The 14,433-nt window shown below is 62.8% G+C and carries 16 protein-coding genes; 8 read left to right on the top strand and 8 right to left on the bottom strand.

What is annotated here, in order from left to right; translation table 11 throughout:
* Nucleotides 1-289 precede the first annotated feature (289 nt).
* Nucleotides 290-826, top strand: coding sequence for a DUF4112 domain-containing protein (locus JQ629_RS34640; RefSeq protein ID WP_212416429.1), 537 nt, complete (start codon nucleotides 290-292; stop codon nucleotides 824-826).
* 68 nt (nucleotides 827-894) lie between these two features.
* On the opposite strand, the gene JQ629_RS34635 is transcribed toward JQ629_RS34640, so the two are convergent.
* From JQ629_RS34635 to JQ629_RS34625, 3 genes are all read right to left on the bottom strand, one after another.
* Entirely contained in the window at nucleotides 895-1,179 is a 285-nt protein-coding gene (locus JQ629_RS34635; protein ID WP_212262784.1) for a hypothetical protein, read from the bottom strand.
* Between the two features lie 235 nt (nucleotides 1,180-1,414).
* Nucleotides 1,415-1,579, bottom strand: a complete 165-nt coding sequence (locus tag JQ629_RS34630) for a DUF3309 family protein (protein ID WP_212416428.1) — start codon at nucleotides 1,577-1,579, stop codon at nucleotides 1,415-1,417.
* A gap of 208 nt (nucleotides 1,580-1,787) precedes the next feature.
* Entirely contained in the window at nucleotides 1,788-2,162 is a 375-nt protein-coding gene (locus JQ629_RS34625) for a hypothetical protein (RefSeq protein WP_249135477.1), read from the bottom strand.
* A gap of 106 nt (nucleotides 2,163-2,268) precedes the next feature.
* Between JQ629_RS34625 and JQ629_RS34620 the strand changes: the two genes are divergently transcribed.
* Nucleotides 2,269-2,424, top strand: a complete 156-nt coding sequence (locus tag JQ629_RS34620) for a hypothetical protein (RefSeq protein ID WP_212416427.1) — start codon at nucleotides 2,269-2,271, stop codon at nucleotides 2,422-2,424.
* A gap of 19 nt (nucleotides 2,425-2,443) precedes the next feature.
* On the opposite strand, the gene msrB is transcribed toward JQ629_RS34620, so the two are convergent.
* On the bottom strand, nucleotides 2,444-2,848 hold the full coding sequence (msrB, locus tag JQ629_RS34615) for a peptide-methionine (R)-S-oxide reductase MsrB (protein ID WP_212416426.1): 405 nt from the start codon (nucleotides 2,846-2,848) through the stop codon (nucleotides 2,444-2,446).
* 117 nt (nucleotides 2,849-2,965) lie between these two features.
* The gene (gene msrA, locus JQ629_RS34610; protein ID WP_212416425.1) at nucleotides 2,966-3,685 is read right to left on the bottom strand and encodes a peptide-methionine (S)-S-oxide reductase MsrA; all 720 of its coding nucleotides are present in this window, start codon (nucleotides 3,683-3,685) and stop codon (nucleotides 2,966-2,968) included.
* A gap of 263 nt (nucleotides 3,686-3,948) precedes the next feature.
* Here msrA and JQ629_RS34605 point away from each other — a divergent pair, with 263 nt between their 5' ends.
* Entirely contained in the window at nucleotides 3,949-5,625 is a 1,677-nt protein-coding gene (locus JQ629_RS34605) for a caspase family protein (protein WP_212416424.1), read from the top strand.
* A 97-nt stretch (nucleotides 5,626-5,722) separates the two neighbouring features.
* Here JQ629_RS34605 and JQ629_RS34600 read toward each other — a convergent pair whose 3' ends face one another.
* The gene (locus JQ629_RS34600) at nucleotides 5,723-6,832 is read right to left on the bottom strand and encodes an ATP-dependent DNA helicase (protein WP_212416423.1); all 1,110 of its coding nucleotides are present in this window, start codon (nucleotides 6,830-6,832) and stop codon (nucleotides 5,723-5,725) included.
* 184 nt (nucleotides 6,833-7,016) lie between these two features.
* Between JQ629_RS34600 and JQ629_RS34595 the strand changes: the two genes are divergently transcribed.
* Nucleotides 7,017-8,228 carry an LLM class flavin-dependent oxidoreductase gene (locus JQ629_RS34595; RefSeq protein WP_212416422.1) on the top strand — a complete coding sequence of 404 codons (1,212 nt, stop codon included), beginning with the start codon at nucleotides 7,017-7,019 and terminating at the stop codon, nucleotides 8,226-8,228.
* A 33-nt stretch (nucleotides 8,229-8,261) separates the two neighbouring features.
* Here JQ629_RS34595 and JQ629_RS34590 read toward each other — a convergent pair whose 3' ends face one another.
* The gene (locus JQ629_RS34590) at nucleotides 8,262-8,504 is read right to left on the bottom strand and encodes a hypothetical protein (protein ID WP_212416421.1); all 243 of its coding nucleotides are present in this window, start codon (nucleotides 8,502-8,504) and stop codon (nucleotides 8,262-8,264) included.
* 364 nt (nucleotides 8,505-8,868) lie between these two features.
* Entirely contained in the window at nucleotides 8,869-9,852 is a 984-nt protein-coding gene (locus tag JQ629_RS34585; protein ID WP_212416420.1) for an ABC transporter substrate-binding protein, read from the bottom strand.
* 487 nt (nucleotides 9,853-10,339) lie between these two features.
* Here JQ629_RS34585 and JQ629_RS34580 point away from each other — a divergent pair, with 487 nt between their 5' ends.
* From JQ629_RS34580 to JQ629_RS34565, 4 genes are read left to right on the top strand one after another with little or no spacing between them, the layout of a single operon-like run.
* A complete protein-coding gene (locus tag JQ629_RS34580; RefSeq protein ID WP_212416419.1) occupies nucleotides 10,340-11,440 on the top strand; it encodes an ABC transporter substrate-binding protein in 1,101 nt (366 codons plus the stop codon).
* Nucleotides 11,418-12,458 carry an ABC transporter permease gene (locus tag JQ629_RS34575; RefSeq protein ID WP_212416418.1) on the top strand — a complete coding sequence of 347 codons (1,041 nt, stop codon included), beginning with the start codon at nucleotides 11,418-11,420 and terminating at the stop codon, nucleotides 12,456-12,458. The genes JQ629_RS34580 and JQ629_RS34575 overlap by 23 nt, the downstream gene beginning before the upstream one ends.
* Nucleotides 12,452-13,249, top strand: a complete 798-nt coding sequence (locus JQ629_RS34570) for an ABC transporter ATP-binding protein (protein ID WP_212416417.1) — start codon at nucleotides 12,452-12,454, stop codon at nucleotides 13,247-13,249. The genes JQ629_RS34575 and JQ629_RS34570 overlap by 7 nt, the downstream gene beginning before the upstream one ends.
* Nucleotides 13,243-14,427 (top strand): acyl-CoA dehydrogenase family protein, encoded by a 1,185-nt coding sequence (locus tag JQ629_RS34565; RefSeq protein WP_212416416.1) that lies wholly within the window; start codon nucleotides 13,243-13,245, stop codon nucleotides 14,425-14,427. The genes JQ629_RS34570 and JQ629_RS34565 overlap by 7 nt, the downstream gene beginning before the upstream one ends.
* Nucleotides 14,428-14,433 lie beyond the last annotated feature (6 nt).

Below are 14,433 nucleotides of genomic sequence, written 5' to 3'. Positions count from 1 at the left end.
CATGAAGCACGGCCTCGAATACTTCCACGCCGCCGCCGCTGGATGGTGCCTTAGAGATGTGTGCATGCCCTAGGGCGCAGGCCGGGACCCATACGCCGCGGCCCTTTTGTTGAAGATGGAAGATAACGACCAGCGTGCAAACGCAATTACCGCCGGTGGCTATGGGTCCCGGCCTTCGCCGGGACGACATTGCTGTTTGAAATTTGAATCTGAACTCCGCGTCATCAGGTCGGCAAGAGGAAAGCGATAATTTGACGCAACTTGCGCGCGCCTTTTGCGTTACCATCTGATGGCCATGACAAACGACGATATTTTTGTGCCGAACCGCGCCCGCACCGAACGTCCCTCACAGGCACGGGCGAAGGGCCGTGGGCCTGTGATCGACCAGGAGGGGCGCGAAATCCCCGACCCCAGCCTGCGCGGGCAATTCGAGGGTTTCCGGATCGACTTCGGGAATTCCAGCGCCAACCCGTTCGGCAATCTCACCCGCGAGCAGCGGCTGGCGCGGCTGGAAGCGCTGTCGAAACTGCTCGACGTCGCCTTCATCGTGCCGGGCACCAATATCCGCTACGGCATCGACGGCCTGATCGGGCTGATCCCTGTCGTCGGCGACATCATCACGACAGCGATCTCGCTGTGGGTGGTGCGCGAGGCGCGCGCGCTCGGCGCGCCCTGGCACATCACGACGCGGATGCTGGCCAATGTCGCGCTCGATGGCGTGGTCGGCCTGGTGCCGGTCGCAGGCGACGCCTTCGACGTCATGTTCCGCGCCAACGTCCGCAACGTGCGGATGCTCAAGCGCTGGCTCGACAAGCAGCCGCGCTAATCATCTTCACACACGCGAAAAAATGCCCCCGGACATCGTCCGAGGGCAGACAACTCGAAAGCTTACTGTTACGCAGCGTCGGCGCTGGTTTCGGTCGCGGCGGGCGCGCGGGGACGGCGCGTCAGCGGGAAGGCCTCGCTCTCATAGAGCGTGCGGATGCCGCTCTGGTCGAAGCGGGCTTCCTCGACCTGCAGATAGGCGCCGTTCAGCGAGTCCGCCGGCAGCTCCTCGATCGCGAAGCGAACCGCTTCGGCCGCGGTGCCAAAACGCCGATATGCAAAGCCGGCCCGCTTCTTCTTGCGGATCGCGGCAGGAAACAGTTCGGCAGCGGTATCGTAGCTGAATGGACGCATGGTTTGTGACCTCAATCTTTTTGGCTCGTTCGTCGAGCGAGTGGGGATTGGATGACGGTGGGCCGCTATCCCGGGCGGCGCGCCGTGCACGTCATTTCGACCCCCAATATAAGCCTGTTTGACAGAAATGCGACTCCTGATGCGCAGATCGGGGGTGATGACGAATCCACGCATGGCTGGCTTTGGGTCCGTTTCGGACCGAAATAAGCCCTGTTATTTCAATGGGCTACCAAGCCTAAAGTTTGCGCAACAGCACCAGGACGAGCAGCACGATCAGGATCACCCCGATCAGCCCCATGCCGGAATGGCCGAGACCATAGCCATAGCCGCCAAAACGGCCGGAGAAGCCGCCCAACAGGAAGATAATCAGGATGATGATCAGTATCGTGCCAAGCGACATGGCGGCCTCCTGAAAGCGTGGCCGGCGTCAGGTGAAAACGCCCCGCGGCCCGGAGCAAAGCATACTCCAGGCCGCGAGTCCTCGCTCCGCCGAAAGGGGGAATTGGGCAACCGTCATTCCGGGGCGCATCGGAGAATCTCGAGATCCCCCGGTGCGCAATTGCGCACCTGAGGTTCGCTTCGCGCCCCGGGATGACGCGCTTAGCGCGTCACTTCTTCGTCTCGTCGATCGGCAGCACCTTCAGCGGTGTCGCATAGGGCTCGACGCGCAGCGAGTCTGAGGCGAGCAGGCCGATCTTGTGCAGCGGCGCCTGTTCGAGGTCGCCCGAGGCGGATTTGTGCACGGCGTATCGCCAGACGCTCATCGAGCCCTTGGCCACCAGCATCTTGGCGATGCCGCCGGCGTTCTTGCCGTCCATCTGCGCCAGATCGTCCTCGCCGATGCCGATGACGATTTCATCTTTCGCGGTAATGACCTTGAACAAGGAGACCTTGTCGGCGGCAAAAGCGGGCTGGATCACAACGCTCTCCATGATGAGGGTGGCTGCGCCGAGACCGAGCAGCAGACGTTTCGATATTTGCATTGAACTTTCCTTGATTTGCGCGCCGGGCAAACCGGAGAAGCCCCCCTGAAAATGAAAAACCCCGCGCGACCAGCTCTTGGTCGCACGGGGTAGGAAATGAGTTCGAATGGAATTGAGAAATATCTATCCGCCGTCATGGCCGGGCGTAGCCGTCCGAAGCACGGCGTCGCTTCCGCTCGCCTATGTCCCGGCCATCCACGGCTATCTTGTTTGCGGCACCAAAGACGTGGATGCCCGGCACAAGGCCGGGCATGACGAGTGAGGGACGACCGCGGCCGCAGCTATTTCGGCTGCAGCTTCAGCGCGGCCGAATTGATGCAGTAGCGCAGGCCGGTCGGTCCCGGGCCGTCCTCGAAGACGTGGCCGAGATGGCCATTGCATTTCGAGCACAAGACCTCGGTGCGGATCATGCCGTGGCTGATGTCGCGTTCCTCGTCGACATGGCCATCCGCGGCGGGCGCGGTGAAGCTCGGCCAGCCGCAGCCGGAATCGAACTTGGCGTCGGATTCGAACAGCGTCTGCCCGCAGCCGGCGCAGGTATAGGTGCCCTTGCGGTGCTCATGCTCGTATTCGCCGGAGAACGGCCGCTCGGTCGCCTTTTCGCGCAGCACCGCATACTGCATCGGCGTCAGCTCGCGGCGCCATTCGGCCTCGCTCTTCTCGACCTTGGTCTTGGTGTCGGACATGGAGTCTCCTTTACATATTTTCGTCATTGCGAGCGAAGCGAAGCAATCCATGCCGCAGCAAGGGGAGAAATGGATTGCTTCGTCGCTTCGCTCCTCGCAATGACGCGATGCGTTGATCTAGTTGCTGGCCTTCGCACTGCTCACCAGCGTCGGCTTATCGAGGTAGTCGCTCGCAAAGATCTTCTTGAGGTTATGGACCTTCGGGATGTCGTTGAAGGCAATATAGGGCTGGTTCGGGTGCAGCGTCATGTAGTCCTGGTGATAGGCCTCCGCCGCGTAAAACGCCTCCAGCGGGCCGACCTTGGTCACGATCGGCTTCTTGTAGACCTTGGCGCCGTTGAGCTGGGCGATATAGGCCTCCGCGACCTTTTTCTGCTCGTCGCTGGTGGTGAAGATCGCCGAGCGATATTGCGTGCCGGTGTCCGGGCCCTGGCGGTTCAGCTGGGTCGGATCGTGCACGACCGAGAAAAAGATCTGCAGGATCTTGCCGTAGCTGATCTTCTTCGGGTCGTATTTGACCTCGACCACTTCCGCATGCGCGGTGGTTCCCATCGAGACCAGATTGTAGTCGGCAGTTGCCTTGGTGCCGCCGGCGTAACCGGACACGGCGTTGACCACGCCCGCGGTGTGCTGGAACACGCCCTGGACGCCCCAGAAGCAACCGCCGGCAAGGACCGCGGTCTGGAGGCCGCTGGCCGGCTGCACGTCGGCGGCGGGCGGGGGAATGATCACGGCTTCTTCCGCGGCGCGCGAGGGGGTGACGGCGAACGCGGCAATGGCGAGCGCGCCGATGGCGGCGGCGCACAGCGAAAGGCGGCTGGATCGGCGAGGGGACATGGTTTCCTCTTGGGGCTGTTGGAAGGCAGTTTAGAGCGGGAGCCGCGTTTCGCAATCGGCGCAGCTTCCTCAGATACGCAGAGATACGGGCCTGGGCTCATTTTGTTACGGCCGGCGACACACGAGTTCGTGAATAAAACCGCGCCGGCGCAACACGTTAGGCGCGATGTTTGGCCACGCTTGACCGGACCTCGCACAGCTTCCCACAATGAACCGCCGGCAGCCTCCGGCGACCAAAATTCATGCGCCGGAGCGTTTCACTGATGTTGCGCGCCTTCTTCCTGGTCATCGTCACCCTTGTCGCCGCCGGCTCCGCGCGGGCGGCGGGCGATATCGACACCTGCCGGAATAAGGACACGGAACCGGTCGCAAGGCTGGCCGCCTGCGAGACCGTCATTGCCGACAACAAGATGCCCGCCAAGGCCAGGGCGGGCGCTTTCGGCGTTCGCGGCGATGCGCTGATCAAGAAGCGCGACTATGACGGCGCGATAACAGCCTTTAACGCGGCGATCGACCTCGTTCCCGATAACGCCGGATACATCAATTCGCGCGGCCTCGCCCATAGCAGCAAGGGCGAGGACGAGCGGGCTTTGGCCGACTACGCGCAGAGCTCGAAACTGCAGCCGAATTTCTCGAGCCCCTACAATAACCGCGCCCTTATTTTTATGCGTCAGGGCGGCCTGCAGCGCGCGCTCACCGAACTCGATTCCGCCGTCAGGCTCGCGAACAACGACGCCAGCCGCTACAATCACCGCTTCAACCGGGGACGCGTGCAGACGTACCGCAAGCAATACGACGCGGCGCTCGCCGATTTCGCCGAGGCGAAAAAGATCAATCCCGACGCCCCGCAGGTCGCGGCCTACCGCTGCATCACCTATACCGAAATCAGGAAGTTCGACGAAGCGATCGCGGATTGCAACGTGGCGTTGGCCCACACACCGAATTCGGTCTATGCGATGACCAGCCGCGGCAATGTCTATTTGGCAAAGGGGGACCTCGACGCTGCGCTGAAGGATTACAACGAGGCGCTCAAGATCAACCCGAACAATATCCGCGCGCACGCCAACCGCGGCAAGGTGTTCGAAAAGCGCGGTGACATCGCCGGCGCGCGCGGCGAATACCGTTCGGCGAGCGCTGCCCTGACCAAGTTCGATGATATCGATACCGCCATTGCGCGCCGCTTCGCCAAGGAGCGCCTGGCGGCGCTGACGGCCGCAGCCCCCGCGTCATCAGGTCCGCGCAAGGTCGCCCTGATCGTCGGCAACAGCGCCTACAAGAACGTGCAACCGCTCGCCAATCCGGCGCGCGACGCCAAATTGATCGCGTCCACGCTTCGCGACCTCGGCTTCGCGACCGTGACGCTGGCGCCGGACCTCACCCGCGACAAGTTTTTCGCGGCCCTGCACGAGTTCGGCACGCAAGCTGAAAAAGCCGATTGGGCGGTGGTTTACTATGCCGGTCACGGCATGGAGATCGGCGGCGTCAACTATCTGATCCCGACCGACGCCAAGCTCGCCGCCGACCGCGATGCGGAAACGCAGGCGGTGGCGCTGGAGCAATTGATCGCCGCGGTCTCCGGCGCGCGCAAGCTGCGGCTGGTGATATTAGATGCCTGCCGCGACAATCCGTTCGAGAAGAACATGCAGCGGACCATTGCGCTGAAGCTGGTCAACAAGGGCTTTTCCAACATCGAGCCGGAGGCCGGCTTCATGGTGGTCTATGCCGCCAAGCACGGCGAGACGGCGCTCGATGGCGATTCCGTCAACAGCCCGTTCGCAACCGTGCTGGCGCGTGAACTCAAGACGCCCAAGGTCGAGGTACGGAAACTGTTCGATATCGTCCGCGACGACGTCTGGACGATGACCAAGCGCGCGCAACAGCCCTTCACCTACGGCTCGCCGCCGGGAAGGGAAGATTTTTACTTCGTTGCGGAGAAGTGACGGCTTGCCGTCATTCCGGGGCGATGCGCAAGCATCGAACCCGGAATCTCGAGATTCCGGGTCTGGTGCTGGCGCACCATCCCGGAATGACCGTTCCCTACACCACCACGCTCAGCCGCTTCGCAGCGCGCGTGATGCCGGTGTAGAGCCAGCGCGCGCGGCTGTCCTGGAACGCAAAACTTTCGTCGAACAGCACCACGTCGTCCCATTGCGAGCCTTGCGACTTGTGCACGGTCAGCACATAGCCATAGTCGAACTCGTCATAGGGCTTGCGCTGCTCCCACGGGATGGTCTCGATGGCGCCGCCAAAGCAATCGCCGCGCACCGAGACCTTGGTCACCTTGTGGCCGAAGTCCTCATCGGGCGACAGCCGCATGGTGATGATCTTCGATTTCGACTGCGCGCGCGACTTGACCCGCCACAGGCCGCCGTTGAACAGGCCCTTCTTGCGGTTGTTGCGCAGGCAGACCAGCTTGTCGCCGGCGACCGGCAAGGGATCCTCGATGTTCTGTTTCTGCCGCACCCGCATGTTGTAGGCGCGGCGGGTGTTGTTGCGCCCGACCAGCACCTGGTCGGCCTTCATCACACGGTCCGGGTCGAGTTCGCTCCGCGACACCACCTCGCTCTCGCCATGGCGGCCGATTTCGAGTTCGCGGCCCTCGCGGATATCCATCGACATCCGCACGATCGGATCGTCCTGGGCCTGGCGATGCACCTCGGTCAGCATCGCGTCGGGCTCGCTATCGGTAAAGAACCCGCCGCCCTGGATCGGCGGCAGCTGCGCGGGATCGCCGAGCACCAGCAGCGGACAGTCGAACGACATCAGATCGCGGCCGAGCTCGGCGTCCACCATCGAGCATTCGTCGATCACGATCAGTTTGGCCTTCGAGGCCGGCGCGTCGTCCCACAGCTCAAAACTCGGCTGCTCGACGCCGGATTCGCGTGCGCGGTAGATCAGCGAATGGATCGTGGAGGCGTTGTCGCAGCCCTTGTTGCGCATCACCAGCGCGGCCTTGCCGGTGAAGGCCGCGAATTTCACCTCGCCATCGACGCCGTCGGCGATGTGCCGCGCCAGCGTGGTCTTGCCGGTTCCGGCATAGCCGAACAGCCGGAATACCGGCGGCGTGCCGTTCTTGCCGGGCTTTGCCTTCATCCAGTCGGCAACGGCCTTCAGCGCGGAATCCTGATGCGGCGTAAACGTGGTCATTTGGTCTCGGCGGAGGGGCGAGCGGGCCGTGATCGGCCGCGACTCAGGCAGACCCTCAAGCTAACCATTCGCGCGTTCCATGCAAGCCGGCTTCCGCGGCGCGGAATTGGAGTTTCACGGCCGAGGCTAGACTTGCTCCCTGCCGCGAATACACTGCAACAAAACAACAATCGGGAGCGACGTCATGAAGTTCGGCATCTTTTATGAGCTGCAACTGCCGCGCCCGTGGGAAGAGGGCGACGAGCTCCGGCTCTACCAGAATGCCCTGACGCAGCTCGAGACCGCCGACCGGCTCGGCTACGACCACGCCTGGGTCGTGGAGCACCATTTCCTGGAAGAATATTCGCATTCGCCGTCGCCGGAATCGTTCCTCGCCGCCGCCTCCCAGCGCACCAAAAGAATCCGGCTCGGCCACGGCATTTTCCAGCTCACCACCAACCATCCCGCCCGCGTCGCCGAACGCGTGGCGGTGCTTGATCTGCTCAGCAACGGCCGCTGCGAATTCGGCATGGGCGAGAGCGCCTCGATCACCGAACTGACGCCGTTCGGCCGCGACATGGAAACCAAGCGCGAGGTGTTCGAGGAAGCGGTGCAGGCGATCTTTCCGATGTTCACCAAAGTCGGCACCGAGCATCACGGCAAATATTTCGACATCCCCTTGCGTAACGTGGTGCCGAAGCCGGTACAGAAGCCGCATCCGCCACTGTGGATGGCGTGCTCGCAATTGCAGACCATCGAACGCGCCGGCGAGAACGGCTTTGGCGCGCTGGGCTTTCAGTTCGTCAGCGCGGAAGCGGCGCACGCCTGGGTGCACGCCTATTACAACGCGATCACCAAGCGTTTGAAGAAACTCGCCGACTACGAGATCAACCCGAACATGGCGCTGGTGTCATTCTTCATGTGCGCCAAGACCGACGAGGAGGCGCGGGCGCGCGCCGATGGCGCGACCTTCTTCCAGTTCGCGCTGCGCTATTACGGCGCGTCGCAGAACCGGCAGCGCCCCGATCCCGGCACCGTCAACATGTGGGACGAATACAACAAGTGGAAGCGCGAAAATCCGGAGGCGCAGGAGGCAGCCCTTCGCGGCGGCCTGATCGGCTCGCCGGAAACCATCCGCAAGAAGTTGCGGCGGTTTCGTTCCTCGCACATCGACCAGGTGATCCTGCTCAACCAGGCCGGCAAGAACAGCCATGAGCACATCTGCGATTCGCTGGAACTGTTCGCCAGGGAAGTGATGCCGGAATTTCAGCACGATCCCGAGCACGAGGCCTGGAAGGCCGGCGTGATGAGCGGTGCGATCCAACTCGAGGAAATCGATACCGAGGCATTCAAGGATCGCTACGGCAAACTGGCGGTCAGCGTCGCGCCGACGCAAAAGGTCGCGGCGGCGGGATAGCGGGCACGCCGAGTTCGTCTGGGGAAGTCTCGATCAGGAGGCGTCGAACAGCGCGATAGCCCGTTCCCTGACGGCTCCGTCGCTGCCATCCTCGCGCGCGATCAGGACGTAGTCCGTGCAGGGCACTCCCGATTCTGCGGTGGTGAAGCGTCTGCGGACCTTCGCGCCGTGCACAATATTGAAGTACAGCGCCGCGCTTTCATCCTCCAGCTGTCGGAAGCATGAGAGTTCCTCGCGCGCTCCCGCGAGATGCCGGATGGTGTAATGCGGGATCATGTCTGATGCAGCCCAGTATGTTTCGCTGTGTAGCCGTCCGCCGGGAAGTTCGGAATTTCAGTGAAATCCCCAGACGATCATGGCCAGCAGTGCCGCCTGGCAGATGATCGCTGCCGCCATTTTGATTGGATAGATCGTGCTGCGTTGAATCATCGGTGACCTCTGCGCTCGCTCGCGTGGTCGTGACAAGTCATCTCGAACAAGGTCGATTATTCCCTCGGGGCGTTGCTTTTTGAATTCCAAAGCTACGCAGGTTCCCCGCACAACATTCTCCGGACGCAGCCAACCACAGAAGAAACTTCAACGGCCGAGTCCAGGGGGCGGCACCGGAATGCCGACCCTTGTCCGTTTCATCTGTGGTGAGTTAGTTCGATCCGGCGGCCGCCGCCGTAAAGCTGCGATCGACGGCCTTGCTGACATCGAGCGTCTTGGAAAGGATGCCGTAGCGGGTGGCGCGGTCGGATGCCGCCTGAACTTCCTTGACGATGTCGGCGTCGATCACGATCGGGCTGGTTTTTTGCGCGGTGTAGGCGCTGAGCAGCACGTCTTCCGGCAGCTTGGTCAGCTCGGACGTGTTTTTGGCATATTCGGGCAAGTGATCGAGCGACCATAGCCGCGCCTTGTTCAGCCGCTGCACGAGATCCTGCACCGCCGCGCGCTTGGTGGCGATGGCGGAATCGGATGCCACGATGAAGGTGATGGTGGGCGTCAGGCCTTCGCCGTTGGCGACGACGCGGGCCTTATCCTTCAGCGTCGCGTAGGACACGTAGGGCTCCCACACCGCCCATCCGTCGATCGAGCCGGCGACCAGCGCGATCTTGGCATCGACTGGACCCAGCGGCGCGAAGGTCGCGTCGTCGACCTTGTATCCGGCTTTCTCCAGCGTCGCGTCGATCAGGAACTGGCCCCAGCCGCCGCGCGTTCCCGCCAGCCGCTTGCCTTTCAAATCCGCCGCCGTCTTGATCGGCGAATCCTGCCGGACCAGGATCGCCTGGGTGCGGGCATCGGAGCGCGTGCCGCCGATCGCCTTGATCGGTGCACCGGTGGCATAGACGGTGAGAAACGACAGATCGCCGGTGTAGCCGACATCGAGCGCGCCCGCATTCAGCGCTTCCAGTATCGGCGCAGCGGCAGGAAATTCCGACCATTCGATCTTGTAGGGAAGATCCTTCGCTAATCCCGCGATTTCGAGCAGCGAACGGTTGCCGCCCTTCTGGTCGCCGACGCGCAGCGTCACGGTGTCCGCTGCCATGGCCGAAGCTGTTATCGCCAGCCCCAGCGCGGCGCCGACCAGCGTGGCGCCAAATTTACGGATGCGTGAGCGCGTTGTTGATTCGAGTTTGTTCATGCCTTTGTTCTTTCCGGTGTGATCCGCCGCATTGCGTGAGGCAATTGGCGATGCAGCAAGCGTACGAGCGACAGCTCCGCAGTCAATGAAATGGCTGACTGAATATTTTGATGCACCGGCAATGATCGCCTCGCTACTCACGCGCGAATAAAAATTGTCTGCTGTGCGGCTTGAACTCGTTCGAAACCGGAAGAACTGAATCGATGCGGGGTCGCTGCATATTTTGCGAGCGCGCAAAAACCGTTTCATCGCACGTCGATATCAATGTGGAGATAATCTCTCCGTTCGCTTTCACATTCAAAATTCCATTTCATTGACGACGGCGTTGCTGCCGCGCATCATTTGAACGTCAGATCAACGGGGCGAGATCGGAGTCTCGCCGGGATTGAACCGAATAACCGATCGCCAGTGTGGAACATAACGGACCGCAGCATCCACGTGCTGCGCCGACGGCGGCGCCATGCCGTTTTGAGAGCAGGAGTGCAGGATGTCACGAGATGGAAAGAACGACGTAACGCGGCTGGATCGCCGAACGTTGCTGCGCGGCGGGGCTGCCGCGGCGCTCGCCGCGCCGCTGGGCGTGTTTGGCGCGCAAGCCTTCCCGTTCCGTCCGGCGACATCAGGCATCGACTTCTCGGAGTTCCCGATCTGCAGGACCGCCTCCAACGCGCCGGCGCTATCAGGAGCACCGCGAAAGCTGAAATTGTCATGGAATGCCGGCGCGGTCTGCCTCGTGCCGGTTCCAGTGGCGATCGACCAAGGCATCTTCAAGAAGCATAATCTCGACGTCGAACTGATCAACTACAGCGGTTCGACCGACCAGCTGCTGGAGGCGATCGCGACCGGCAAGAGCGACGCGGGGCTCGGCATGGCGTTGCGCTGGCTGAAGCCGCTGGAGCAGGGGTTTGACGTCAAGATCGCGGCTGGAACCCATGGCGGCTGCATGCGCGTGTTGTCGCGCACCAATTCCGGTGTCGACAAGTTGACCGACCTCAAGGGCAAGATCGTCGCGGTCGGCGATCTCGGCGGACCGGACAAGAATTTCTTCTCGATCCAGCTTGCCAAGCAGGGCATCGATCCCAACAAGGACGTCGACTGGCGCGCCTATCCCGGCAATCTGCTACAGCTCGCCGTCGAGAAGGGCGAGGTTCAGGCGTTCCTGGCCTCCGATCCGATCGCCCATATCTGGCTGAAGGACTCTGCCTACAAGGAGGTCGCTTCCAACCTCGACGGTGAATACAAGGACAAGACCTGCTGCATCCTCGGATTGCGCGGCAGCCTGGTTCGCGAAGAACCGCAGGTCGCACGCGCCATCACGCAGGCGCTGCTCGATGCCGCCATGTACACCGCGCAAAACCCCGATGTCGCCGCGGCTTCATTCCAGCCTTACGCCCCCAAGACGGCGAGCCTGCAGGATCTGCAGGCCATGGTCCGCTACCACACCCATCATCACCATCCCGTCGGCGAAGTGTTGAAGCGGGAACTGAAGGCTTATGCGGACGACCTGAAGAGCGTTTCGGTCTTCAAGGCCAGCACCGATACGGCGAAATTTGCGGAGCGGATCTATGTCGACGTATTCGGCGTCTAAGACGGTCGCTCTGGCGCAATCGGCGGAAGAAGGCGCAGCACTTTCGGGGCGGCCGCTGTCGCTGGCGGTCTCGTTTCCGGCAGGCGGGACCGGCGTGTTCGCAAGCCTGGCGTGGGCCGGGTTTGGCATATCGTGCCTGTGGTGGCCGGATATCGGCGACTGGACGCGCACCCATCAGCTCGCCGCCGCGGCCTTCGTTATCTCCGGCGTCATTTTCCTGGCGACGGTGGCGGGCAGCCGGCTCGGGCGGTTCAATGCCGGCCTGCAACGGCGTGCGCCGTGGCTGCTGGTATCGGCGTTGTTCCTGACGCTGTGGGAGGTCGCGACCGCAAAATTCGGGTGGCTGCCGCTGCCGTTCTTCCCGCCGCCGCAGTCGATCATCGAGGTCTACACCGATGATCTGCCCAAATTGCTCGACAGCATTTTTGCTTCCGTAAAACTTCAGCTCGGCGGATATGTCATCGGCGCTACCGTTGGCTTTCTGACCGGCGTGTCGATCGGCTGGTCGCGCAGCGTCGGCTACTGGGTGCATCCGGTGCTGCGGTTCATCGGTCCACTGCCGGCGACGGCGTGGCTGCCGATCGCGTTCTTCACCTTCCCGTCGAGCTGGAGCGCCTCTACGTTCCTGATCGCGCTGGCGACCGGGTTTCCGGTCACGGTGCTGACCTGGTCCGGCGTCGCGAGCGTCAGCAATGCCTATTACGACGTGGCGCGGACGCTCGGCGCGAAACCGTCATTCCTGGTGCTGAAGGTCGCGATTCCCGCAGCCTTGCCGCACGTGTTCGTCGGCCTGTTCATGGGCCTCGGATCGTCGTTCGCAGTGCTGGTCGTCGCCGAGATGATCGGCGTCAAGGCGGGACTCGGCTGGTATCTGCAATGGGCGCAGGGCTGGGCGGCGTATGCCAACATGTATGCCGCGTTGATCGTGATGTCGCTGCTGTGTTCGGGAGCGATCACGCTGCTGTTCCGGACGCGCGACCGCCTGCTGATCTGGCAGAAGGGAGTCGTCAAATGGTAGCGCATGCCCTTGCCGAAGCGGTCACTTATCCGGCCGTCGGCGCCTCACTCGATGTCGAACGCATCAGCCACGCCTTTGACATCGACGGCAGCGTCTTGCCGGTGCTCGACGATGTCAATTTCAGCGTCAAGCCCGGTGAGTTCATCGCACTGCTCGGTCCCTCCGGCTGTGGCAAGTCGACCTTGCTGCGGCTGGTCGCGGGGCTTGAGGCGCCGCGATCGGGCGTGCTCCGCGAGGACGGCGATCCCGTCACCGGACCGTTCCCATCCCGGGTCGTGGTGTTTCAGGATCCGACGCTGTTTCCGTGGCGAACGGTCTGGAACAACGTCGCGCTTGGGCTCGAGGCGCAGGGCATCCTGAAGACCCAGCGGCAGCGTGTCGATGCCGCGCTTGACCTCGTCGGGCTGTCGCAGTTTCGCAATGCCTATCCGCATCAATTGTCTGGCGGCATGGCACAGCGCGTCGCGCTGGCGCGGGCATTGGTGAACGACCCCAAGATCCTCATCCTCGATGAGCCGCTCGGCAAGCTGGATTCGCTGACGCGGATCACGATGCAGGCCGAAATCGTGGCGCTGTGGCAGCGCAAGGGATTCACCACGCTGCTGGTGACCCATGACGTCGAGGAAGCCTTGTTCCTCGCCAACCGCGTCATCGTGTTCAGCGACCGGCCCGCGCGCATCAAGGCCGACATCGCGGTCGATCGGCCGTATCCGCGGCACCGCGGCGATCCCAGGCTGGCGGAATTGCGCCGTAACATCCTTGGCCTGCTTGGATTGGACGCCACATGGTGAGTGTGAACAGCAGTTCGATACGTAAGGAGCCGCCGGCGGAACATACGCCCATACCGTACGATTGCGCGCGGGCACTTGCTTCCGAATTCGCGGCCCGGGCGGCGCAGCACGATCGCGACGCCAGCTTTCCGCATGAGAATTTCAAGGAGCTTGCCGAGGCGGGATTGCTGGCGCTGACCGTGCCGACGGTGCTTGGCGGCCACGGCGCGGGTGCGCTCGATACGGCGCGCATCCTCGGCATCTTCGGCAAGGCTGACCCATCGACGGCGCTGGTGTTGTCGATGCACTACATCCAGCATCTGGTGATGGCGCGCAGCACACGCTGGCCGGGGCGTCTGTCGCGCAAACTGGCGCGAGAGGCGGTCGATGGCGTGGCGCTGATCAATGCGCTGCGGGTCGAGCCCGATCTGGGATCTCCCGCGCGCGGCGGGCTACCGGCGACAACAGCGCGAAAGACCGAAACCGGCTGGAGGCTCTCTGGCCGCAAGGTCTATTCGACCGGTGCGCCGATCCTGAAATGGTATGCGGTGTGGGCGAAGACCGACGAGCCGGAAACGCGCGTCGGCCTGTTCCTGGTTCCCGCGGGATTGCCGGGGACGCGGATTATCGAAACGTGGGACCATCTCGGCCTGCGTGCCAGCGGCAGCCATGACGTCGTGTTCGAAGACGTCGTGTTCCCGCTCGACCATGAGATCGACGTGCGTACGCCCGAGGAATGGCGGGTGCCGGATTTCACCCAGTCCGTGGTGCATGCGATCTTCGTCGCCGCGATCTATGACGGCGTCGCCCGTGCCGCGCGCGACTGGCTGGTCGAATTCCTGAACAACCGGAAGCCATCCAACCTCGGCGCATCGTTGGCGACGCTGCCGAGAGTGCAGGAGATCGTCGGCGGCATCGAGGCGCGTCTTGCCGTCAATGCCCGACTGATCGACAGCTTTGCGGGCGATTTCGACGATGGCGTGCAGCTCAGCGCGTCCGAATCCAGCATCGTCAAGCTCACGGTCACCAATAATGCGGTCACGATTCTCGAGGATGCGCTGTCGCTGACCAGCAATCATGGTCTCACCCGCGCCAACCCGCTGGAGCGGCATTATCGCGATGTCCTGTGCGGGCGGGTTCACACGCCGCAGGACGATGCCACGCGCGTCAATGCCGGACGTCTGGCGCTCGGCGTCTGAACATCA

The organism is Bradyrhizobium sp. AUGA SZCCT0222 (genome assembly GCF_018130205.1).
Taxonomy (GTDB): Bacteria; Pseudomonadota; Alphaproteobacteria; order Rhizobiales; family Xanthobacteraceae; genus Bradyrhizobium.
This window is presented reverse-complemented; position numbering and strand designations above follow the sequence as displayed.

Coding starts and splice junctions, on each gene's coding strand:
- JQ629_RS34630 (WP_212416428.1), bottom strand. CDS start 1,579: ATGTCGCTTGGCACGATACTGATCATCATCCTGATTATCTTCCTGTTG.
- JQ629_RS34580 (WP_212416419.1), top strand. CDS start 10,340: ATGTCACGAGATGGAAAGAACGACGTAACGCGGCTGGATCGCCGAACG.
- JQ629_RS34640 (WP_212416429.1), top strand. CDS start 290: ATGGCCATGACAAACGACGATATTTTTGTGCCGAACCGCGCCCGCACC.
- JQ629_RS34585 (WP_212416420.1), bottom strand. CDS start 9,852: ATGAACAAACTCGAATCAACAACGCGCTCACGCATCCGTAAATTTGGC.
- JQ629_RS34590 (WP_212416421.1), bottom strand. CDS start 8,504: ATGATCCCGCATTACACCATCCGGCATCTCGCGGGAGCGCGCGAGGAA.
- JQ629_RS34605 (WP_212416424.1), top strand. CDS start 3,949: ATGTTGCGCGCCTTCTTCCTGGTCATCGTCACCCTTGTCGCCGCCGGC.
- msrB (WP_212416426.1), bottom strand. CDS start 2,848: ATGTCCGACACCAAGACCAAGGTCGAGAAGAGCGAGGCCGAATGGCGC.
- JQ629_RS34635 (WP_212262784.1), bottom strand. CDS start 1,179: ATGCGTCCATTCAGCTACGATACCGCTGCCGAACTGTTTCCTGCCGCG.
- JQ629_RS34595 (WP_212416422.1), top strand. CDS start 7,017: ATGAAGTTCGGCATCTTTTATGAGCTGCAACTGCCGCGCCCGTGGGAA.
- JQ629_RS34600 (WP_212416423.1), bottom strand. CDS start 6,832: ATGACCACGTTTACGCCGCATCAGGATTCCGCGCTGAAGGCCGTTGCC.
- JQ629_RS34565 (WP_212416416.1), top strand. CDS start 13,243: ATGGTGAGTGTGAACAGCAGTTCGATACGTAAGGAGCCGCCGGCGGAA.
- msrA (WP_212416425.1), bottom strand. CDS start 3,685: ATGTCCCCTCGCCGATCCAGCCGCCTTTCGCTGTGCGCCGCCGCCATC.
- JQ629_RS34575 (WP_212416418.1), top strand. CDS start 11,418: ATGTCGACGTATTCGGCGTCTAAGACGGTCGCTCTGGCGCAATCGGCG.
- JQ629_RS34620 (WP_212416427.1), top strand. CDS start 2,269: ATGGAATTGAGAAATATCTATCCGCCGTCATGGCCGGGCGTAGCCGTC.
- JQ629_RS34625 (WP_249135477.1), bottom strand. CDS start 2,162: ATGCAAATATCGAAACGTCTGCTGCTCGGTCTCGGCGCAGCCACCCTC.
- JQ629_RS34570 (WP_212416417.1), top strand. CDS start 12,452: ATGGTAGCGCATGCCCTTGCCGAAGCGGTCACTTATCCGGCCGTCGGC.